The sequence below is a fragment of the Campylobacter hominis ATCC BAA-381 genome (assembly GCF_000017585.1).
GTDB classification, from domain to species: Bacteria; Campylobacterota; Campylobacteria; order Campylobacterales; family Campylobacteraceae; genus Campylobacter_B; species Campylobacter_B hominis.
Genome location: NC_009714.1, coordinates 143,097 through 165,041, shown reverse-complemented (window position 1 = coordinate 165,041; position 21,945 = coordinate 143,097). Strand labels below are relative to the sequence as shown.

Below are 21,945 nucleotides of genomic sequence, written 5' to 3'. Positions count from 1 at the left end.
TATCAAACCTTAGAAATTTTAGCTGTTTCAAAATTATAATTTTTGATTTCATTTACGCCAAGAAGCGCGATTGTGCCTTTTAAATTTTCATCAAGTTTAAAAATTCTGCGCACGGAAAAATTTTTTGTTTTTATTTCGACCTCATCGCCGTTTGCGATTTTTGCAACCATAGCAAAATATTTTCCACCTACAAAATCCAAATTTTTTACATGCTCGAAAACAACCGAACCGTCAAAATTTTCAAGCTCTTTTAATTCATTAAATTCAGTTTTTTTCAAAGAAATTTCGTCTTCATTTTGATTTAAAATTTTAAGCGAAAATTTTTGTTTTAGAATTGCTAGAAAATTTTCAATATTTTGCCTATCTGTATGAAATTTCAATGTATTTTCATCAATAATTAAAATTTCAGTGCCTTTTAAAAAATCTGAAATTTCATCAATTTCTTCTTCGCCGACATTGCATTCACCGCTTAAAAAGCCGATATCAAGACTGTGAAAAAAACTGTCGTCATAAAATCTTTCGCAAATCATCGCCAATACATAATTTATTGAGCCGACTTCGCACTTTACGGTTTTGCCTGATTTTTCATTAAACGGACTTATATTTAAAATTTCAGCGTTTTTAAAATTTTTAAAATCAAAAAATGGAATAAAATTTAAAATTTTCATATTTTGCCCTTTTTTACGATTATCGTCCAATCTACTTGATTAAATTGCAGCGAATTTAAAAGTGTGGAATTTAAAGCCTCAACTAAATCTGCACTTTGTTGCACGCCGCTAAAATCGCCAATCTCAAAAATAAAAATTATAACTTCGCCGTTTTGTGAATTTTTTATGATTTCTCCCATACGGTTTAGAAAATTTTTGCCCAAATGTCTTAAATCATAGCGTTTCATCTATCCACCTCGCCGAGAATAATGTTTGAGCTTCCTATAATTGCCGTAACATCCGCTATATATTGACCGGGCATAATCTCTTCATAAATGGCGCAATGCCAAAAACTTGGACATCTGATTTTTAAGCGATATGGAGAACTCTCTCCTACCGAATAAATATAAAATCCAAGCTCACCCTTAGGGCTTTCCGTTGCTAAATAAATTTCACCTTCAGGCGGTTTTAATCCTTGCGTAATAAGCACAAAATGTTGCATAAGAGAATAATTTTGACTCATAAGCTGCTCTTTGCCGGCACTTACAAACTCAGGCGAATCGGCTAAAATTTTCGGTTCGCTTGCTTTATAAAGCGGCACGCATTGAGTTAAAATTTTAACACTTTCTCGCATCTCCTGTACGTAACATTTATATCTTGCGTAGCAATCGCCAGCCTCTGCATAAGGCACGTCAAAGTCAAGTTCATCATAGATTAAATACGGTTCTTCTTTTCTAATATCCCATTTATAGCCGCTAGCTCTTAACATTACGCCCGAGCACCCGCAGCTTAGCGCCTGTTCTTTTGTAATAACACCTACATTCTGAGTTCTTAAAAGCCAAATTCTATTAGTATCCAAAAGTGCTTCATAGTCGGCGATGTCTCTTGGAAATTTTTCGCAAAACGCTAGCAGCTCGTCAAGCCAACCATCCGGTAAATCAACAAACATTCCGCCTATTTTTACATTATGATGAGTTAAGCGCGCACCGGAATATTTTTCTATTAAATCAAGCACGTATTCGCGCTCTCTGAAAGTATATAAAAATACGGTCATAGCACCGATATCAAGGGCGTGTGTGCCCAAAAAAAGAAGGTGAGAGGCGATTCTGTTTAATTCAAGAAGCATCGTACGAATGATTTGTGCGCGACGTGGAACATCAATACCGCAAAGTTTTTCTACCGTAGCGCAAAAGCCGTAATTATTTGAACCTGCGGCAATATAATCAACCCTATCGGTAACCGGCACAAACTCCTGATAAATCATATTTTCCGCCATTTTTTCCACTCCACGGTGCATATAGCCGATTCCGGGGCGAGCCTTGATGATTTTTTCGCCGTCAACTTCAAGCACAAGCTTAAGCTGTCCGTGCGCACTAGGATGTTGTGGGCCGAAATTTAATATCATATTCGAACCCTCACGGTTAAATTCCACATTTTCAAAAAACGGTCTTAGTTTGTTCGGATCTTGCATTATTTTCTCTTTTTGATTATTTTAAATTTATCTCTTTTTGCACGTTTTACAAAAGGCACTCCGCCGTCTTCCTGATATTCCTGCAAATATTCCTTCTCAGGTCTATTACCGCCGTATTCCGTTTCGTGGTAAATTTGCGAAAAATTAAAAGTATCTTTACTATCAACAAAAGCTGAATCTCTATTTTCTTCGCCGAACTCTTCCCTGCGCTCTTTTCCGAAAATTTTATCTATCTCATACCATTTTGCAAAATTATCGCCTTGAAGCGGATATGATTTTAAAAGCGGGTGTCCATACCAATCATCCGGCATAAGAATTCTTGACAAATTCGGATGGTCTTTAATCCAAACACCTAACATATCGTATAGTTCGCGCTCCGCCCAATTAGCGCTTTTAAAAAGCTGGGTGGCCGAATTTAAAAACTCTTTTTGCGGAACAAAACATTTTAGCCTTGCACGACGAATTCTAGTCATATCAAGAAGTTGATAAAAAACCTCGATTCCCCCGCGACTTGTAATAAAATCAACGCCCGAAAGTTCGCAAAGTATCGTATAGCCGAGATTTTTGAGCTCTTTTAAAATTTTAAGATTATCATCTTTTTCACAAAACAGCACAAGATTATCAAATTCCACGTAAGATTTTAAGATTTTAAAATCTTTCAAGGCATTTAAATCATCAATAAATTTTGTCTCATTTACAGGAATTTTAATACTTTCTTTAGGTACAAAAAATCTATAATCATAATAATTTTTTTTGCTTTTATCATCTTTCGGTTCAAATTTTCTCATTAAACAAGCCTTTTTGGTAATTGATTTCTGTTTGCTTTTTCGCGGCGAATTTTCTTTTGTAAAATCATAAGCGCATATTGAAGAGTTTCCGGGCGCGGCGCACATCCAGGTAAATAAATATCTACAGGAATTATTCTATCGCAACCTTGCACAACGGCGTAAGTGTTAAACATACCGCCTGTGTTTGCGCAGCTTCCCATCGAAATAACCCATTTAGGTTCAGGCATGGCATCATACAGACGACGCGCAAGCTCGGCATGTTTTTTACTTAAAGTTCCTGCTATCACCATAACTTCACTCTGTTTTGCCGAAGCTCTGAAAATTGTGCCGAATCTGTCAAAATCGTATCTGCTGGCTCCTGTTGCCATCATTTCTATTGCACAGCAAGCAAGTCCGTAATTCATCGCCCAAAGTGAATTGCTTCTACCCCAATTAACCAATTTATCAATTGTAGTAAGCACGACCGGAAGTCCGTTTTCGCGTGTATAGTCTATTTTATGCTTTGCCACTCCAACGCTCCTTTTTTCCATGCATAAACAAATCCGATAACCAAAATAACTATAAACAGGCACATTTCAATAAGCCCGAATGTACCTAAAATTTTAAAATCCACAGCCCACGGAAACATAAAAACAATTTCAACATCAAATAAAATAAACAAAAGTGCAACTAAAAAAAAGTGTGAATCAATACGGTTTTGCTGTTTCACGCTCTCCGGTCCGCTTTCATAAATCGTATTTTTAAGTCTTTCATCTTTGCGATTTGCAAATTTTTTGCCTACAAAAGTAGCTAAATTCGTGATAAGTAAAAATGCGGTAAACGCAAAAATAAGCATAAAAAAAGCTCCGAAATAAGGATGCTCCGTCATCATATGTGTCATTTTAAGCCCTTAAAGATTTTCATCGGTTATTCATAAAATTTTGTAAAATGATTTTACCAAAAAAAGATTTATTTTAGCTTATTTTATAACTTTTAATGTATGAAGACATAGAATATATTATGACACAAAGTTTTGTTCCAATGCCAAAAGTGGAAGCAAAAGGAAATATTGATAAACAAAGAAAAAGATTAGTTGCCGCAGAAGATGATGCAATAAGTCAAATAGAAGAATTAGATACCGCATTAGATAATTTAGTCAGCGGAGAATTAAATTTTGGAAAATATCATCTTTCTTTAGTGGTTTTTGGTGATAGTGTAAATGAAGTTGAAAAAAATGCAAATAAAATAATGAAACCTTTGGGAGATTTGGGTTTTTTGACAACATTAGCCAGTATTGCTCTACCTGCTACATATTTTTCGCAATTTCCAGCTAATTTTGGCATTAGACCAAGAATCCATACACTATCTACTTTAAATTTTGCTAGTTTAGTATCTTTCCATAATTTCGCAAAAGGCAAGAGAAGCAATAACCAATGGGGAGATGCAGTAACAATATTTAAAACACCAAATAAACAGCCATTCTACTTTAATTTTCACGAAACTAGAAAAAATAAAAAAGACTTTTCTAGCGACACTTTTTTATTGGCAAATACTTTAATTATTGGAAAAAGTGGTGGGGGAAAAACAGTTCTTATGGGGTTTTTATTAGATCAACTTCAGAAATATGCAGATAAAAATACTTTTGCACCAGGAACACCTGAAGATAAAAAGAATGCTACATTTTTCTTTTTAGATAAAGATAAAGGTGCTAGTGCAAACATATTTGCAAGTGGCGGAAAGTATTTGACAATAGATGCTGGAAAACCAACTGGTTTCAATCCTTTTATGGTAGATAATACAGCAGAAAATATTAGAAAATTACAAACCTTAATGAAAATGCTTGTAACCAGAAATGATGAAATTTTGACTACTCTAGAAGAAGAAAGTTTAAATAACGCCGTAACTTATGTTATGCATCGTTTTGAAAAAGATGAAAGAAATTATGGAATTTCTTTAATGCTAGAACACTTAACAGAACGAAATGATGAAAGAAATTCTTTAAAATCTCGTTTAAAACTTTGGTCGCAAGACAATAAATTTGGTTGGGTATTTGATAATGAAATAGATGAGCTTAATTTCAATGATATAGATGTAAACATATATGGAATTGACGGAACAGATTTATTAAAAGATAGTGAAATAAATTGTATGGTTGCCTACTATATTCTTTGGAGAATTATGGATTTAACCGATGGTAGAAGATTTGCTCTTATAATCGATGAAGCTTGGGATTGGATTCAAAATGACATTGTTGCAAAAGAAGTTTTTAATAAACAAAAAACTATTAGAAAACAAAATGGTTTTGTAGTTCTTGGAACCCAAAGCGTAGAAGATTTTGCAAAGTCAAAAATAGCAACAGCGGTAATAGAACAAAGTGCAACAATACTACTTTTAGCTAATCCACAAGCAAAAAAAGTGGATTATGTAGATAGATTAAACTTAAGTGAAGAAGAATTTGAGTTTGTAAAAAACGTAGATCCAAATAAATATAAATTTCTAGTTAGAAAAAATACTGGCGAAAAATCAATTGTAAGTTTAGATTTGAGCAGTGTTGGAAAAGAAAATCTAGCAATTCTTTCTACTGGCTCTACCTTTGTTGATGAAGTTGAAAAAATAATTAATGATAAATCTAAAAATTATAATGAAAAATTAGAAAATTTAAGAAATCTTTATAGGAGTTAAAAATGAAAATAAGTTTTAAAAAAACTTCTTTTACGGTTTTAATATGTTTATTTTTAAACATAAATTTGTTAAATGCAAGTGGTATTCCAGTAGTTGATGCTGCTGCAAATGCTCAAATGACTACTCAAAATTTAAAACAAATTGCAGAGTGGGCAAAAGAAGCTAAAAGGTGGGTAGATACTACAACTCACTATTCTGCACAATTAAATGCATATGCAAAACAACTTGCAACTCAAAGCGGTGTGAGAGATGTTACTTCTTTTTTAGAAGAAGCAAAAGATGTGTATGATGAAGCAAAGAAAGTTGGAACAACTCTTGGAGAGTTAAAAGATTTTAAAAATAGCGGAAAAGATAGTATAAGCTCAAAAGTTAAAAAATTGATGGATAAGTTTTTTGAATATGACTATTGTAAAGATATTGTTGATGTAGATAAAACTACGCAAAATATCTGCTATCAAAAAAGAAGTGCAAACATAGAAGATATTGTTTTTTATAAAGAAAGAAGTGACACAATAGGTATGTATTCGAAAAATATAAATAAATTAGCTAAAAAACTACAAAAAAGTAAAGATATTAAAGAAAGCTCTGATTTAAACAATGCAATACAAGCTCAAGTTGCACTTATGCAAGCAGAAAAAATTCAAATAGATTTATATGCTAAACAAAGGGAAAATTCAAAAAATATTATGGAAGATAGAGAGTTAGAAAATAGAACTAATCGTCTTATGAATAACTATATTGATTGGGGTTCGTTTGACCCTTATAACTAATTTTAGAGTATAAAAATGCCACCAAAAGAAATTCATAGCGATAATCTCATAACAAGTATACTTAAAAGTATAGATAATTTTTTCATAGGAAATCCTGAGTATAACTCTGCTATTGAAAAAAACATTGAGAATCTGATCAGTGTTTTACTAACTATCGTAGGAACTTATTTGCTTTGTTGGATTATATATCGTGGTTACAAAATTCTTTGGGGAAAATCAAATGATAATTTCAAAGATTTTTTATGGGATGCTTTTTTAAAATTCATTTTTATATATATTTGTATGTTTCCAAATGAATGGATAAGTCTAATTAAAGAAGCCATAAGAGGTTTCAGAGAATATGCTTTGATAGATAGTGATTATATGTCTGTTCCCAATCAATTACAGCATTATTATAATATCACAAGAGCAATTACAATTAATTTTATAGGACATTCTAGTAATTTTGAATTTTTAGCTGCTTTATTATATTCGATAGTGGCTTGGATTAGTTTTTTTATAGGTGCGTTTGGACTATTTTTTGTACTTATAACAAATACTGTATCTTTTTACATATTACTTTTTATCGCACCAATTGCATTTTATGGGCTGATTTTTGGATCTTTTTTAAAAAATATATTTACTCAATGGGTTACTATGGTTTTATCAAATATTATCACTTTATTTTTTATACATATATTTTGTGGATATGCTCTAACTTTAATAAATAGCTACACAAATACAGCATTAACTCAAATCGGTGTTAAAGATATTCCGCATTACAATGTAGCCATAGTTTGTATATTTGCAGGAATTTGTTTAAAGGTTTTTGTTGATTTGGTGCTTAGTTTAGCTGAAAAAATGACAAATGTAAGTTTAGAATCCGCAAGCAGAGGTGCTATAAAAGGTGGAATGGCTACTTTAGGTGCAAATTTAGGCTTTGGTGCTTTAGCCACTAAAAGAGCTACGAAAGGCTTATTGTTTGGTGCAAAAGGCTCAGCAAGAGCTTATGATGGCATAAAAACAGGTGGAAAATTCATTTTAGATAAAATTAGAAAAACGGGTGGTAGATAATGTATATAAATATAAAATCTATTAAAATGATATTTTTATTATTAAGTTTAACTTTTCTTTTTACTGGTTGCGTAACAAAGACAAATACTTTACATAATGAAACAAGTGATTGGAATTTTTTATTTGATAGTGAAGAATTTGTTCCTATAAACAAAAATCAAAATATAAGCAAAAAGGCAATGTAATGATAGACAATAATGACACAAAAACTGCTATAAGTTATGAAGCTAGTATCAGATACTTGGTTGAAAAATCAAATCGTAGAGCTTGGCTAATAGCTTTTTTATCAATTTTTATATCAATTATAAGTGTTACAGCAGTTGTATTCTTAACGCCGTTAAAAAGTGTAGAGCCTTATGTTATAAGAGTTGACAATACAACTGGAATGGTAGATATTATAACTTCTGTAAATCAGACAGAATTTGTATCTGACAATGAAGCATTAGATAAATATTTCACTACTTCTTATGTAAAAATTCGTGAAGGGTATTTTTATAATATTTTACAAAACGATTATACCACTGTTCAAATTTGGTCTAGTCCTGAAGTAAGTTCTGATTATTTAAAAATATATGAAGGTGATAATTCTAGAGTTGATATTTTAAAAAATAGAACTGAAATAGATGTAGAAATTAATTCTGTTACTCTTGGAAATAGCAATGGAATGAAGATGGCTACTATAAGATTTAATCAAATTTATAAAGATGCGAAATCTCGCACAATTACAAATAAAAAAGCTAAAATTGTAACTCTTGCATACGATTATTCTCCACAATCGTTAATGACAGAAAATGAAAGATTAATTAATCCACTAGGTTTTAAAGTTTTAACATATAGAGTTGATGATGAAGTGGAAAGGTAGTTTTATGCATAAATTTATATTTTTATTTATAATATTTTATTCAACTCTATTTGGAATAAGCATACCAAAAATATCAAAATTTGATAATAGAATAACTTTTGCAACATATAACGCAAATGATGTTTTTCAGGTTAATTGCAAAAATGGTTTTGTTACTATGTTGGAATTTAGCAAAGATGAAAGAATAATAAATATAGCTACTGGTTTTAGTGATGGTTGGGAATTAATAGATAGAGAAAATTTTTTATTTATAAAACCAAAAGCATATATCATAAAACAAGAAGAACAAGTTTTAGCAGATCAAAATGGCGATGAAGTAGAATTACAAAATAATGCAGTTATACAACCAAATTCTACAGATTGGAAAACAAACCTTATAGTCACTACAAATGAAAGAATTTATGTATTTGACTTAGAAATCATAGAAGATAAAGATATAAATTATAAGGTAGAATTTTCATATCCTGATGAAATCAAACAAAAACAAAAAGACAAATTGGCAGAAGAAAAAAGAATAAAAGAAGTTCAAAAAAATAAAGAAAATATTGAAAACGAACTTAATAAAGTTACTATCCCTAAAAACTGGGATTTTTTAATGCATATTAATAAAGGAAGTGACACAATTTCACCAGATTTTGCATACGATGATGGAGTTTTCACATATTTAGGCTTTAACAATACAAAAACTATTCCATCTGTTTTTTTATATGAAAATGTAAATAAAAAATCAAAAGAAAGTATTTTAAATACACATTTAAAAAAAGATGGAAATTACGATGTATTAGTAATTCACAAAACAGCTCAGAAAATACTTCTTAGAAGTGGTGATAAATTAGTTGGAATTTTCAATAATGGATATGCTAAAAATCCGCTTGATAAAACATATAACACTATAAATAGAAGCGTAGAAAGAGAGATTATAAAAGATGAGTAACGAAAAAAATAATAGTCAAAACGCTTTAAACAATAATGAAGAAAATAAAGAAGTAAAAACTAATATATCTGAATTAAATGATGAAGCAATTAGCACTAAAAAACTTCAAAGCATAGGAATTATTGTTTTTGGAATAATTATCTTAATTCTTTTGGCTTTAAAATTTTTTTCTAATAAAAATAGTGATGAGCCAGTAAAAGAAACAGCAATTGGAACTAAAATAGAGCAAAAAGATTTCGATTTTAAAGAACCGCCAGTTAAAACATTTCAAGAACTAGTTCAAAAAGAAGAAAAGGAAGTAGAAACAAATGAAACATTACAAAATACTGATAATACAAACCCTTTCGTAATAGCACAAACAAAAACATCTTTTACGCCAAAGGTTTATAAAAGCTCTAGTTCTTTATTGATAAATAACTCCAACCCATCCTCAAATTCCAATAATTTAAGCGAAGAAGATAAACCTGTAGATTTTACCGATCCAAATTATAATTATAGTTTTGATGAAAATGGCAAAATAATAAGAACTCCAAAAAATGAATTTAATAAAGATTATGAACTTGGTGCTTTCACTCCAAAAATAGCAAAATTAAACAAATATGATCCAAATTTATTGCTACCAAAAGGCACTTATATAGGTTGTAGTTTAAATACAAAATTGGTAAGCACAATCAAAGGAAGTATATCTTGCACAGTTTCTGAAAACATATATTCTCAAAATGGAAACACGCTTTTAATTGAAAAAGGATCAAAAATATCAGGATTTTTTAATAGCGGACAATTAAATGATGGAATGGATAGAATTTTTGTCGTTTGGCAAGAAATTAGAACTCCGAACAATATAGATATACCAGTATCAAGTGGAGCAACTGATGAACTTGGTGGAAGTGGAATTCAAGGCTATATAGACCATCATTGGCTCCAAAGATTTGGTGCTGCTATTTTGCTTAGTGTAATCGATGATGCTATGAATGTGGCTTTAAATGGTGGAACTGGAAATAGAAATAACCAAAACAAAGACTATACAGAAAATACAAGAGAGACAACAAGGGATATGGCTGATACTGCTTTACAAAAATTTATAAATATCGAGCCTACTTTATATAGAAATCACGGGGATTTAGTAGCAGTTTATGTAAACAGAGATATTGATTTTAGTAAAGTTTATAAGCTTAATTATATAGGTAATAAAATAATTAAATAGGATAAAAAATGAATACAAATAGCCAAATAAACCAGGTAGATTTACAAAAAACAATCGAAGATATTGATGAAAAAATTAAAGCCTATAAATTAAAGATTTATAGATTAAAACAAAAACGAGATGAATATTATAAATTACTCAAAGAGTTGGAAAATAACTCAGAAATAGGATATTAAAAAATGAGCGGTATTAGAAGCAGTGTTTCATTAAGTAAATATTCAAATGAATATTTTGGAAAATATTTACAAGATGACACAATTAACGAAATTTGCTATAACGGTGGCACTGCTATTTTTTATGAAGATAGCAAAGGCAATTGGCATATTGATGAAAATGCAAATTTTGATTATGAAAAAGCAATAGCATTTGCTACTTCTTGTGCCTCTTTCAAAAAAGATCAAATAGACAAAACAAAACCAATACTTTCTTGTGTATTGCCAACTGGTGAGAGGGTTCAAATCGTAATACCACCAGCGACAAAAGATGGTATTGTTTCAATCACAATTAGAAAACCATCAAAAGTTCGATATACATTAAATGATTATATATCAAGTGGATCAATTGATAAAAATAGTGCTGATTTCTTTATTCAAGCCATTAAACAAGGAAAAAATATTGTCATTTGTGGCGAAACTGGAAGTGGAAAAACTACTTTAATGAAAACTTTTATTGATTTTATTCCGCTAGATGAAAGAATTATAACCATTGAAGATGTTGAAGAAATAAGATTTTACGAACATAAAAACTATCAACAACTCTTTTATCCAAGCGAAGCAAAAGAAAGTGATTTTCTAAACTCAACAGCTCTTTTGAAATCTTGCCTTAGAATGAAACCAAGCAGAATCTTGCTCGCAGAAGTTAGGGGAGCTGAAACATATGATTTTTTAAATGTTATCTCAAGCGGACACAATGGCTCAATGACAAGTTGTCACGCAGGAAGTGTCAAAAATTGCTACAACAGACTAGCAATGATGTCTATGCAAAATGAAATTGCCAGATCTCTTGGTAAAGATATGATACTTGACATTATAAAAAATATCATCGATTTAGTAATAGTCTTTAAAAAAGAGCATAACGGAATTAGGCGAGTAGCTGAATATTTATACGAACAAAAACTATATAAAAACTTTGATGGAATTTTTAAAGAAGTTAAGGATTTTGTATGAAATCACAAGATAGTTTTAACGAGATAAAAGATAGTTTTGAACCAGAAACAGAAATTCAAAATGAAATTTTAAATTTAGAAAAAGATGTTGAAAAAGCTGAAGAAATAATCAGAGAAATAAAAAAAAGAATTATAAAACTAAAAGAGATAGCTTGGGATAAAACCTCTAAAAAAGAAGCCAAAGATATGTTTAAGGTTTTACAAAAAGAAAAAGATTTTATAAATGTTAAAACCAACAAGGGCAATATAAATGTAAGCCAAAATTTTATGGAAAAAGAAAAAAAACATTTAGATGATCCAAATTTACGTGGAATGATAACAAAAGAAGAAATGCTTAGTTTTCCAAAAGTAGCTAAAAATGTAGAGCCTGAATTTAGCATAAAACATCAAGGAAATGTTTGGTCTGTTGAGGCAAATGATGGTAGCAAAATAGTGTATGGCGAAAGAACTTGGGACAAACAAAGCCATCTCTTAACAGCACACTCAAAGACAGAAAGAGGAGAAAGAATTTATTCTAAAAAAGATAACAAGCAGGATAGGGCGAACGGGGTCAGCTTCGCCGAACAATTTAAAGACCGCGATTGCAACAGTCCTGCTTTGAGTGAAAGTATATCAAATAACTCCAAGAAAAGCAACAAAATAACACAGCAAGAATTAGACAATATAGGGAAATTAGCAAGCAAAGCTGTAAATAAAGTATTAAACGATAAAAACAAATCAGAAAACAATAAAAATAAGGATTTAAGTGATGCAAGATAAGTTAAATAAAGCTCAAATCATATTTTTATCTATTGTTGCTATTGTTATATCTTATTTTTTAACAAGTGTTGTAATATTTGTATTAAATGACGCCTTAAAACTACTTCCAAAAGTATGGAAGCCTGAATTTACATTTTTAGCCTTAATTAATGGTTATCCAAAAGTATATGAAGCACTGACCATTTCTCTATTTTTAAGTTTTAGTGTAGTTTTCTTACTCCCCTTTATACCAAAAAAAGAAAAATTATATGGAAATGCAAGATTTGCAAACTCAGCAGATATAAGAAAAATGGGGTTATTTCCTAAAAAAGGAAAAGATGGAAAAATAGATAACAACGGAATTATTATAGGTATGTATAATAACCAGCTTTTGAGATTTGGTGGGCAACAATTTGTAGCACTTGGAGCTCCAACAAGAAGCGGAAAAGGTGTTGGTATAGTTATACCAAATTTGCTTGATTATCCAAATTCTTGCGTTGTTCAAGATATAAAATTAGAATGTTTTGAATATACCAGTAAATATAGAAAAGAAATTCTAAAACAAGATATATTTTTATTCAACCCATATAGTTTTAAAACTCATCGTTATAATCCACTTTTTTATATAGATATGAAAGGTGAAAATGCCGATGCTGAACTAAACGACTTTGCAAATATTTTATATCCACTTAAAAATGATGGCTCAGTAACTGATTATTTTAATGGAAAAGCAAAAGATCTTTTTATTGGGCTTTGCTATATGATGAATGACCTGCTTGGGACTAGAAAAGGTATAGCATTTTTACAAAAATATGAACTTGAATGCTCATTTTCTTTATATGGAATCTTAAAATTGAGTGAAGGATTAAATTTTGAAGTAGAAATAGCCGATGGAGAGATAAAAACAATATCAAATTTTGCAGATACTTACAATACTTTAGTAGAAATGAAAATGGTATCTCCAAAGGCAAAAGAAAGAATTGATGCATTCTTTGAAATTAAAAGCGATAATGAAAGAAGTTCAGCAATGGGTAGTTTTATATCCCCATTAGCAATATTTAGAGCTGATAATATGAGACTAGCTACTTCTGCAAATGACTTTGATTTTAGGGACTTAAGGCGTAAAAAAATGACAATTTATATTGGAATTACGCCTGATAAATTGGCTTCTGCAAAGCCTATTTTGAATATATTTTGGCAACAGCTCATTTTAATAAATGTTCAGCAAGGCTTACCACAATCAAATAAAGAGCTAAAACATCCTTGCCTTCTTTTAATGGATGAATTTACAGCAAGTGGATATTTGGCAACTTATTCATCAGCTATATCATTTATGGCTGGATACGACTTAAGAAGTCTAATAATATATCAAGCAGATTCTCAACTTACCAACAACAAACCAGAAGGATATGGACAAGCAGAAGCTAATACACTTCTTAAAAACCACGCTTGTAGGATTTATTATGCTATGAAAGATGATGATGCAAAAAGATTAAGTGAATCTCTTGGCACAAAAACAGTTAAGCAAAGAAGCAGAAATTTAGGTCAAGGCGGTGGAGGTAGTGAAAGTGAAACAAGTAGAGCTTTAATGCTTTCAAAAGAGATCGAGGAGATGCCGTTTGATACAGAAATTATCAAAATAGAGGGCAAACCACCGATTAAATGCAAAAAGGCTCTATATTATTCAAACAAATATTTTATGGATAAATTCAAAGAAGTAAGTCCTAGTTTAAAAAATATAAAAGAAATTCCAAATAGAAAATCATTAGAAAATGCAATTCAAAATGGTGAAACTTATATAAAAATACCACTTCAAAATGAAGAAACACTACAAAATTATTTAAAAGAAAATATAGAAAAAAGACTTAATGAATTGCCAATAGAAGAAGATGCTGAGATAGAAAATGCATTAGACAATATAAATATAGAAGATGAGGAGTATAACAGTGATGAGTATGAAAATTTTGAAACAAGGGGAAATTTATGAATAAATTTATAATTTTTGTATCTTTGATTTTTCTTTTTAATGGTTGTTCGAAACCGCCAAAGCCAATTAAATTAGATAGTGGTTCAGCCATATCAATAAATCATAATTTAATTGTAGATAAAAAATATAGTGTTCCTAAAGATAATTTTTTAAAAAATAATAATTGGACTTACAATATTTATTTGAGTCCAGTAGATAAAGATACTTTAATTAAAAATGATTTAATTGTTAAAACATTTTATTTGGCACATAATGCCGATAAATTAATTATTTTAGGATACGAACCATTAGCAAAGAAATACAAAGATTATTTTATTAAAAACGATGTAAATGCAAATATAGAAATTAGACCATTAGATTCAATAAATTATAAAAAAGACTTAGTAAATATATTATTTTTTCACACAAAGGAGACAAAATGAAAAAAATAATTTTGTTAGTAGCTATTTTATTTGGCTCATTAAACGCAGTTGAAGTTGATTTACTTACTGGTGACACGAGATTGAGTTGCGAAGCTATTTTGTGTCTTAGTAGTTCTGTAAAACCAGGAGAATGCCAACCATCTCTTAATAGATTTTTTTCAATCAAAGAAAAAAAATGGGAAGATACACTAAATGCAAGAAAAGCATTTTTAAAACTATGCCCTGTTGGAGAAAGTGGTGAAAATGATGCTGAATTTAAAAAACTAAGAGACAATATTTTAGTTTATATTTCAGAGCCTTGCAATACAGAGTATTTAAATTCAAGAGTTGAATATAAAACAAAGGAAATTTGCGGAGAAAGAAGATGCAGACATATACCAATATCAGCAAGAATAAACCCTAACTTACCAAAAAGTTGCAAATTACTTCAAACAAGTAAATATACAGATATAAAAGTAAAATATACTTGCAGTGGTGAATTTTTTCCTATTGATGAATGGGATAAAGGAATAACTAAAAATGAAATACCAAAAACTTTTTACAACTCATTAAAGGCAAAAGATAAAAATTCAGTTGAAGAAGTTAAAAACAAGTCAAAATTTTGTAAAAGAAGTCATATATCTTTTTGTCAGCCAAAATATTATCAAAAAATTACAATAAATAAAAATTGTTGGGAACAAGAATAATGGAAGAAAAAGAAAAAATAGTTAATGAAGTAATTCAAACAACAAATGTTGATATTGACGATACTACCAACTTAAATAAAGAAAATATTCAAAAGGAAAGCTTGAAAGAAAAACTAAAATTAGAAGAAAGTTTTAAAGCTTTAGGTATCGAAATAAATGACGAAAATAAAAGAATTGTATTGGATTATTCAAGAACTATTAGTAATTTCAAAAAATTACTGGATGCTCAAAAAAATAATTATGTTAGTTTGAAAAACTATATGCCAGACAACGAAGTTGTAACAGCTTTGATTAATGAGTTAAATAAAAATTGGGAAGAGATTTCTAAATATTTTGAAACTTTAATGAGTTTTTTTATAAATCCGCCAAGTAAAGAAATTTTTGAACTAACAAATCACGCTTTACTTTTAAAGAACATATATAACAGTCTAAAAGAATTCTCAGAAGATTTTGCAAAATTACATATAGAAGAACAGTTCAATGGTATTAAAAATGATTTTGAGCAGAATTTAAAAACCATAAATGAATATCAGAATAAATTAGCAGCTAGACTTGAAAATATGGCTCAAACTTATGATGAATTTCTAAACAAATTTTTAGATAAACAAACTAATGAACTTGATAATTTTAATAAAAAATCAGCAGAGTTAGCAAAAAGCTATGATGATTTTTTACACAAAAATCTTAAATTTTTTAAAGGAGGAACTTGGAGCTTAATTATATTAAATATTGCACTAGCAATTAGTTTAGGGGTTTTAACTGCAATTTGTTTTATTAAAAACAATGAGTTAAATAGTCTTATTGAAGTTGGCAAAAAATTTGCAGAGATTTCAGTTAAACAAGATGAGCAATCTATAACTTTAAATTTTCCATTAGATGCCAAATTTATAAGTGATAATAATGAGAAAAAAGTTATTCTAAAATAATAAAAAAAGGATTTACAATGGCTACAAATAAAAAAGATGTTGAAGTAGAAAATACTACTCCAAACAATTCAACATCTGCCGATAAAAAAATAACTTCTGTTTATGTTAGTGCTGATTCGTCAGTCAATAAACAAGGTGAAACATTGACAATAGTTGGTTTTGGTGGATTAAAACCTTATGAAAAAGATGGAAAAGAAATCAAACCAGGTGCGAGAGATGCTTTTTATAAGATTTCTAATATTGATAATTTTTTAAAAGCAGTTGATGCAGATAAAATAGGTATTGATATAAAAGGTAAAGATCAAAATAACCAGGATACTTTTATGAGAGCTGATGCTTTTTATCAATCTGGAATTGGAAAAAATGGAAAGGCTTATGGATTTAACAAAATCTGCATAACTCTACAAGAAGAAGAGAGAAATCAAGCAAATGAAATCATTAAATCAGCTCAAAAACTTTATGCCACCAAAGGAATGAACGGCTATTCATTTGATAAAAATTGTGACAATAAATTAATTGACAAATTTAATGCCCAAATTCAAAATGGTTGTGATTTTACATTATCTGCAAAAAAAGATTCAACTTTGCAAAACTATCCGCAACTAATGGAAACAGTTGACAAAATAAAAGGTGGATCAGCTATGGTTGAGATTGATTTTGTAAAAACACAAGGCGCTGTATTAAAGTCGATTACTCCAATTGATAATAGTGGTAATTTAGGTGAGCAAAAGATACTAAAACAAGCTACCAAAAAAACCACTAAAAGAGTAAATCAATGTCTTAAATTTTTAGCAGAGATTTTCTCTGCTAAATCATAAGAGAGGATAATTATGCCATTTTTAGATAAACAGTTTGAAGATAAATTTAATCAAAAAGTATCTACAAATTTTCCAAAATTAAAGCCATTATTTGAAAAATTAAAATCAAAATTTTATACTTATTGTAAATCCAACAATGTTATATATTTTATAAAAATAGAATGTGAATTTTTGAAATTTTTAGAAGAAAATCAAGAAAATATAATCAAATTTACAAGCTTAATTGAACCAAAAATTGAAAATGGTCATCTACTAAAAATAGAATTAAGAGACAAAGATATAATGATATCGTTACCAAATTTTAATTTTTCAAATAATGGTTATAATATATATATAGAAACAATATTTAGTGAAATAAATTTCAATATTTTTATTAAAAATGATTACGAAATTTTTTCAGGTATGTATAAAAAGATAAATAAAAACTACTCATTTTTTGAAATGTCATTATCTTATATAGCTAAAATTTGTAAAAGAAATGATTTAATCTATGAGTTCTTTATTATTTATTTTGAGTATTTACAAAAAGATAATACTAATTTAAATGACATTATAAAAGATTTCAAAGATAATCCAATAAACATATATTCAGCTTTTAAATTTAGTGAGCTAAAAGACTTTAAAAATAAAAAGTATATATTTGCTTCAAAATATCCAAAGGAAACATTTTTTAATCATACAAATAAATATAAACTAATTACTTCATATATAAATATCAAAATCAAAAAATATATTCCCAAAGAATATTTTTTTGAAGTTATAAAATTTTTAGATGACAATATAAAAATATTTGAATTTGAAGATAAAAAAATAGATAAATCATTTATAATAACGCTACTATCTGAATTTTGGCGGAATAAACATTTAAAAAATATAAACAAAAATTATGACAAAATTATCATTTATGACTATATAAAAATGATGATTGATAAAAAAGAAAAAATAAACTTAAATATAAAATCATTTAAGAGAATAAAACAAGAACACGACCGTATTGCCTTAGAAAATGAAATACATTACGCTCCTAATTTAAAAATAAGTAAAGGCAATCAATTCTTAAAACTTAAATTACCAAAAGAAATAAAAAGATTAAGCACTAAACAAGAAATAATAGAAGAAGGAGTTTTAAATAGAAATTGTGTTGCTAGTTATATACGAGAGATAAATAAACAAATTTGTATGATTTACTCACTAAGACAGGATGATAAAAGATACACAATTGAAATTAGACAAAATAAAAATGGTTTTTATTTAAGACAAATAAAAGGCTTTGCAAATAGTGAAGCTCCAAAAGAAATTATCGAGTTTGTTAAAAATGAAATTGAAATAAATAATGTAAATTTATTACCAGGATAAAAGGATAAAAAATGAAACTGTTTATAGCGGAAAAACCAGCTCTTGCAAAATCAATTGCAGCAGGAATAGATGGAGAATATAAAAATGGTGATGGCTTTTTTCAAAAAGGCGAAAATATTATCACTTGGGCATTTGGACATCTACTTGAATTATATATGCCAGAAGACTATGATGAAAATTTTAAAAAATGGGATTTAAAAGATTTACCATTAAAAATAGATGAATTTAAATATAAACCGATACAAAGTTCAAAAGAACAATTAAAAATAATTTGTAATTTAATAAAAAGATCTGATGTAGATACTATTATAAATTGCGGTGACGCTGATGAAGAAGGTCAAATTCTAATCGATGAAATTTTAAAATATGCAAATAATAAAAAACCAGTTTTAAGACTTTTGTTACACGATCTAACCGAAAAAGGCGTAAGATCCGAATTAAAAAATATGAAATCAAATAACGATTTTAGTAATTTAAGTGAGTGTGGCTTTGCTAGGAGTATAGCAGATTGGATTGTTGGTATAAATCTAACAAGAGCTTATACTACAAAAGCACAAAATAATGGTTATAAAGGTGTTATCAGTGTTGGTAGAGTTCAAACTCCAATACTTGGATTAGTAGTCAGCAGAGACTTAGAAAGAGAAGGTCATAAAAGTAGTTTTTATTATACTTTAACTGGAAAATTTAAAACCCATCAAGCTGAAATTTTAGCAAATTTAAAAACAGATGAAAAAATCACAGATGAAAATGAAGCAAATGAAATTAAGAATATCTGCTTGGGTAAAAATGGAATTTTAAATGTCACCAATGAAAACAAACTAGAATATCCACCACTTCCTTACAATCTTTTAAATTTACAAGCAGATTGTTCTAAAAAATTTAACTTTAAACCAGACAAAACTCTAAAAATCACTCAAGACTTAAGAGAAAAATACAAATGCATTACATATAACCGCTCAGATTGTGAATATTTACCTGTTAATATGTGGGAAAGTTCAACTAATGTTTTGAACTCGATAAAATCAAATTTAAGCGACTTTGAAAATATAATAAAAAATGCGGATCCAAATTTAAAAAGTAGAGCTTTCAATGATGAGTTTATTACAGCACACTTTGCTATCATTCCAACTGAAACGACATTTGATTTTAACTCTATGAGCAAAGATGAACAAAATGTCTATAAACTAATTTCAAAACGATATATTGCTCAATTTTATGAACCTATGCAGTATTTACAAACTAATATTGAAATTCTTATTAATGATTATAAATTTACCACTAGTAAGAAAAAAATCACAAAAAACGGCTATCTTTCTCTTTTTAGTGGTGAAAACGACAGCGAACAAAAAAATGATGATGAAGTAGAAAATAGTTTTGATTTATCACTTTTGGAAAGCGGCAATTGCCAAACATTAAATATAGAGATAAATAAAAAGCAGACTAAACCAAAGCCATATTATACAATGCCAACACTACTTAAAGATTTAACTTCGATAAGTAAATATGTAAAAGATGAAAAAATAAAAACTCTTTTAAAAGAAAAAGATAAAGATAAAAAAGGCGAAAATGGTGGAATTGGAACACCAGCCACTAGATCAGAACACATCAAAAATCTTTTTGAAAGAGAATATATAAGAGAAGAAAAAAAATCTATAATTTCAACAAAAAAAGGTAGGGATTTAATAGCTCTAGCACCTAAAATTTTATCAACTCCTGATATGACCGCTCTTTGGTATGAACAACAACTTGAAATTCAAAATGGAAATTTAAGTAAAGATGATTTTTTAAATAGAGTATTTGATGAAGTAGAAGAACAAATAGAGCTTATAAAAAATAATGCTTTACTAGATAAAAATTTTAACGGAATTGACAAAACATATCCTTGTAAATGCGGAAAAGGATTTTTACAAAAAAGGCACTCACAAAAAACTGGCAAAGACTTTTGGGGTTGTAGCAATTGGAAAAATGGATGCTCTGAGATTTATCCAGACCTAAATGGAAAACCAAACATACCAAAGTATTTTTGTCCTAAATGTGGCTCTGCTCTTAATAGGTGGAAAAACAAAAAAGGAGATGGCTATTATTGGTCTTGTAGCGGTTGGAAGACAAAAGGTTGCCAAATAGGTTTTATAAATGATAAAAATGGAAAGCCTGAAATATAAGGAATAAACTATGAAAAAATTATTTCTTTTTTTATTGGTAGTAAATTTAGGAATTTGCAGTGAATTTAATCATCTTTTTATAAAACACGGAAAATTAAACAATATTTCACCACTGCTTTTATATGGAATTGCAAAAACAGAAAGCAGTTTAAATCCTAATCAAGTAGCAAGAAATGACAACGGAAGTTATGATATAGGAATTATGCAAATTAATTCTATTCATTTGCCCGAGTTAAAATCTATGGGTTATAAAGAAAAAGATTTATTTAACCCTGATATTAACATTGGATTTGGAGCAATTGTTTTGAAAAGATGTATCAATAAGTGGGGACTAAACTATAAAGCTTTAAATTGCTATAACGGAAAAGTAAATAACAACACTTATAACATAAAAGTTGTTTCAAATATTGCCAATTACAATAAAAATTTTAATCAAATTATAAAATAAAGGATTTACAATGGAAAATGAAAATATCAAAAATGATGAATATATATCAACAAACAAAGAAAACATTAAAGAAAATGAAGAAAAACCAAATTTTTCCATAAAAATCACACCTGATAAAAATTTTAGTCCTGAGTTTAAGAAGTTTTTTAAAAAAACTGGTATTTTTGACAAAATTCATAGTGGCGATAGTGCTATCGCTGTTATGCAGATGGTTAATGAATTAGACCAAATAGTTAAAGAAGAAAATTTTAACAAAAATAAATTTCCTAAAGAAACTTTAAATTTTGAAATTCAAACTCCAAGTGGAAATAAATTAGATTTTAATGCACCAATGGGAAGAAATTTATTTCAAGATGGAAATTTAGAAAAGCTCATAAATATTGGCACTGAAAAAATAACAAATAATGTATTGAATGAAAATGACAAAAGAGATTGGAAAAAAATTTTTGAAAAAGATCAAAATAAAAAATATAAGATTAAAGTTAATACTCAATCTATAGAAAAAGCCATTGATGGTGGAATAGATGAACTTGCAAAAGCAGGAAAAGGTCTTGGAGATGATAATTTAGAAGCTTTTTTAGTTGCTTTTACAAATTCATATGGACTAGATAGAAAATTTAATTTTCCTAACGAAAACAACAATAAAAATAATGATAAAGAACAAAATAAAGAAAATGAAAATCCTATAAATAAACAAAATAATGCTATCACAGAAAAAGAATTAAGCAATATAGAAAAATTATCAAAAGAAGCTGTATCAAAAATAACTAAAACAAAAGAAAAAGAAAAAGGAATTTCAAAACCTACAAGTTTAGGTATCAGTTAAAAGAATATAATTTATATTAAT

General features: G+C 28.7%; 24 protein-coding genes. 18 read left to right on the top strand and 6 right to left on the bottom strand.

Translation table 11 applies throughout. The features are described 5' to 3' along the window. Nucleotides 1-2: 2 nt before the first annotated feature. The 6 genes from CHAB381_RS00915 to CHAB381_RS00890 are packed head-to-tail and all read right to left on the bottom strand — an operon-like array spanning nt 3 to nt 3,786. Nucleotides 3-668 carry a hypothetical protein gene (locus CHAB381_RS00915; RefSeq protein WP_012108075.1) on the bottom strand — a complete coding sequence of 222 codons (666 nt, stop codon included), beginning with the start codon at nt 666-668 and terminating at the stop codon, nt 3-5. Continuing rightward, on the bottom strand, nt 665-895 hold the full coding sequence (locus CHAB381_RS00910) for an NADH-ubiquinone oxidoreductase subunit E family protein (RefSeq protein WP_012108074.1): 231 nt from the start codon (nt 893-895) through the stop codon (nt 665-667). The genes CHAB381_RS00915 and CHAB381_RS00910 overlap by 4 nt, the downstream gene beginning before the upstream one ends. After that, nucleotides 892-2,118, bottom strand: coding sequence for an NADH dehydrogenase (quinone) subunit D (nuoD, locus tag CHAB381_RS00905; protein WP_012108073.1), 1,227 nt, complete (start codon nt 2,116-2,118; stop codon nt 892-894). The genes CHAB381_RS00910 and nuoD overlap by 4 nt, the downstream gene beginning before the upstream one ends. Next, nucleotides 2,118-2,906 carry an NADH-quinone oxidoreductase subunit C gene (locus CHAB381_RS00900; protein ID WP_012108072.1) on the bottom strand — a complete coding sequence of 263 codons (789 nt, stop codon included), beginning with the start codon at nt 2,904-2,906 and terminating at the stop codon, nt 2,118-2,120. Before CHAB381_RS00900 ends, nuoD begins: the two co-directional genes overlap by 1 nt. Then, nucleotides 2,906-3,436 carry a NuoB/complex I 20 kDa subunit family protein gene (locus CHAB381_RS00895; protein ID WP_083755236.1) on the bottom strand — a complete coding sequence of 177 codons (531 nt, stop codon included), beginning with the start codon at nt 3,434-3,436 and terminating at the stop codon, nt 2,906-2,908. Before CHAB381_RS00895 ends, CHAB381_RS00900 begins: the two co-directional genes overlap by 1 nt. Next, entirely contained in the window at nt 3,397-3,786 is a 390-nt protein-coding gene (locus CHAB381_RS00890; RefSeq protein WP_012108070.1) for an NAD(P)H-quinone oxidoreductase subunit 3, read from the bottom strand. Before CHAB381_RS00890 ends, CHAB381_RS00895 begins: the two co-directional genes overlap by 40 nt. 119 nt (nt 3,787-3,905) lie before the next feature. Between CHAB381_RS00890 and CHAB381_RS00885 the strand changes: the two genes are divergently transcribed. From CHAB381_RS00885 to CHAB381_RS00800, 18 genes are all read left to right on the top strand, one after another. Continuing rightward, nucleotides 3,906-5,567 (top strand): VirB4 family type IV secretion/conjugal transfer ATPase, encoded by a 1,662-nt coding sequence (locus tag CHAB381_RS00885; protein ID WP_049752818.1) that lies wholly within the window; start codon nt 3,906-3,908, stop codon nt 5,565-5,567. A gap of 2 nt (nt 5,568-5,569) precedes the next feature. Next, on the top strand, nt 5,570-6,337 hold the full coding sequence (locus CHAB381_RS00880) for a type IV secretion system protein (protein WP_012108068.1): 768 nt from the start codon (nt 5,570-5,572) through the stop codon (nt 6,335-6,337). A 15-nt stretch (nt 6,338-6,352) separates the two neighbouring features. Continuing rightward, complete coding sequence (locus CHAB381_RS00875; RefSeq protein WP_012108067.1) at nt 6,353-7,390, top strand: type IV secretion system protein; 1,038 nt, start codon at nt 6,353-6,355, stop codon at nt 7,388-7,390. Nucleotides 7,391-7,574: 184 nt separating this feature from the next. Beyond that, complete coding sequence (locus CHAB381_RS00865) at nt 7,575-8,252, top strand: virB8 family protein (RefSeq protein WP_012108065.1); 678 nt, start codon at nt 7,575-7,577, stop codon at nt 8,250-8,252. Between the two features lie 4 nt (nt 8,253-8,256). Continuing rightward, complete coding sequence (gene virB9, locus CHAB381_RS00860; protein WP_012108064.1) at nt 8,257-9,186, top strand: P-type conjugative transfer protein VirB9; 930 nt, start codon at nt 8,257-8,259, stop codon at nt 9,184-9,186. Next, nucleotides 9,179-10,390, top strand: a complete 1,212-nt coding sequence (gene virB10, locus CHAB381_RS00855; protein WP_012108063.1) for a type IV secretion system protein VirB10 — start codon at nt 9,179-9,181, stop codon at nt 10,388-10,390. The genes virB9 and virB10 overlap by 8 nt, the downstream gene beginning before the upstream one ends. Nucleotides 10,391-10,398: 8 nt before the next feature. Then, entirely contained in the window at nt 10,399-10,566 is a 168-nt protein-coding gene (locus CHAB381_RS08830; RefSeq protein WP_012108062.1) for a hypothetical protein, read from the top strand. Between the two features lie 3 nt (nt 10,567-10,569). Further along, nucleotides 10,570-11,556: an ATPase, T2SS/T4P/T4SS family gene (locus CHAB381_RS00850; protein WP_012108061.1), complete on the top strand. Its 987-nt coding sequence runs from the start codon at nt 10,570-10,572 to the stop codon at nt 11,554-11,556. Beyond that, nucleotides 11,553-12,314, top strand: a complete 762-nt coding sequence (locus CHAB381_RS00845; protein ID WP_012108060.1) for a hypothetical protein — start codon at nt 11,553-11,555, stop codon at nt 12,312-12,314. The genes CHAB381_RS00850 and CHAB381_RS00845 overlap by 4 nt, the downstream gene beginning before the upstream one ends. Then, the gene (locus CHAB381_RS00840) at nt 12,304-14,280 is read left to right on the top strand and encodes a type IV secretory system conjugative DNA transfer family protein (protein WP_012108059.1); all 1,977 of its coding nucleotides are present in this window, start codon (nt 12,304-12,306) and stop codon (nt 14,278-14,280) included. The genes CHAB381_RS00845 and CHAB381_RS00840 overlap by 11 nt, the downstream gene beginning before the upstream one ends. Beyond that, nucleotides 14,277-14,702 (top strand): cag pathogenicity island Cag12 family protein, encoded by a 426-nt coding sequence (locus CHAB381_RS00835; RefSeq protein WP_012108058.1) that lies wholly within the window; start codon nt 14,277-14,279, stop codon nt 14,700-14,702. The genes CHAB381_RS00840 and CHAB381_RS00835 overlap by 4 nt, the downstream gene beginning before the upstream one ends. Then, nucleotides 14,699-15,388: a TrbM/KikA/MpfK family conjugal transfer protein gene (locus CHAB381_RS00830; RefSeq protein ID WP_012108057.1), complete on the top strand. Its 690-nt coding sequence runs from the start codon at nt 14,699-14,701 to the stop codon at nt 15,386-15,388. Before CHAB381_RS00835 ends, CHAB381_RS00830 begins: the two co-directional genes overlap by 4 nt. After that, on the top strand, nt 15,388-16,314 hold the full coding sequence (locus CHAB381_RS00825; RefSeq protein ID WP_012108056.1) for a hypothetical protein: 927 nt from the start codon (nt 15,388-15,390) through the stop codon (nt 16,312-16,314). The genes CHAB381_RS00830 and CHAB381_RS00825 overlap by 1 nt, the downstream gene beginning before the upstream one ends. A 17-nt stretch (nt 16,315-16,331) precedes the next feature. Further along, nucleotides 16,332-17,132, top strand: a complete 801-nt coding sequence (locus tag CHAB381_RS00820) for a hypothetical protein (RefSeq protein ID WP_012108055.1) — start codon at nt 16,332-16,334, stop codon at nt 17,130-17,132. 12 nt (nt 17,133-17,144) lie between these two features. Next, nucleotides 17,145-18,488 (top strand): PcfJ domain-containing protein, encoded by a 1,344-nt coding sequence (locus CHAB381_RS00815; protein ID WP_012108054.1) that lies wholly within the window; start codon nt 17,145-17,147, stop codon nt 18,486-18,488. 11 nt (nt 18,489-18,499) lie between these two features. Then, nucleotides 18,500-20,650, top strand: a complete 2,151-nt coding sequence (locus tag CHAB381_RS00810) for a DNA topoisomerase 3 (RefSeq protein WP_012108053.1) — start codon at nt 18,500-18,502, stop codon at nt 20,648-20,650. 10 nt (nt 20,651-20,660) lie between these two features. Next, the gene (locus CHAB381_RS00805; RefSeq protein ID WP_012108052.1) at nt 20,661-21,098 is read left to right on the top strand and encodes a lytic transglycosylase domain-containing protein; all 438 of its coding nucleotides are present in this window, start codon (nt 20,661-20,663) and stop codon (nt 21,096-21,098) included. A gap of 10 nt (nt 21,099-21,108) precedes the next feature. After that, nucleotides 21,109-21,924, top strand: coding sequence for a hypothetical protein (locus CHAB381_RS00800; RefSeq protein WP_012108051.1), 816 nt, complete (start codon nt 21,109-21,111; stop codon nt 21,922-21,924). Nucleotides 21,925-21,945 lie beyond the last annotated feature (21 nt).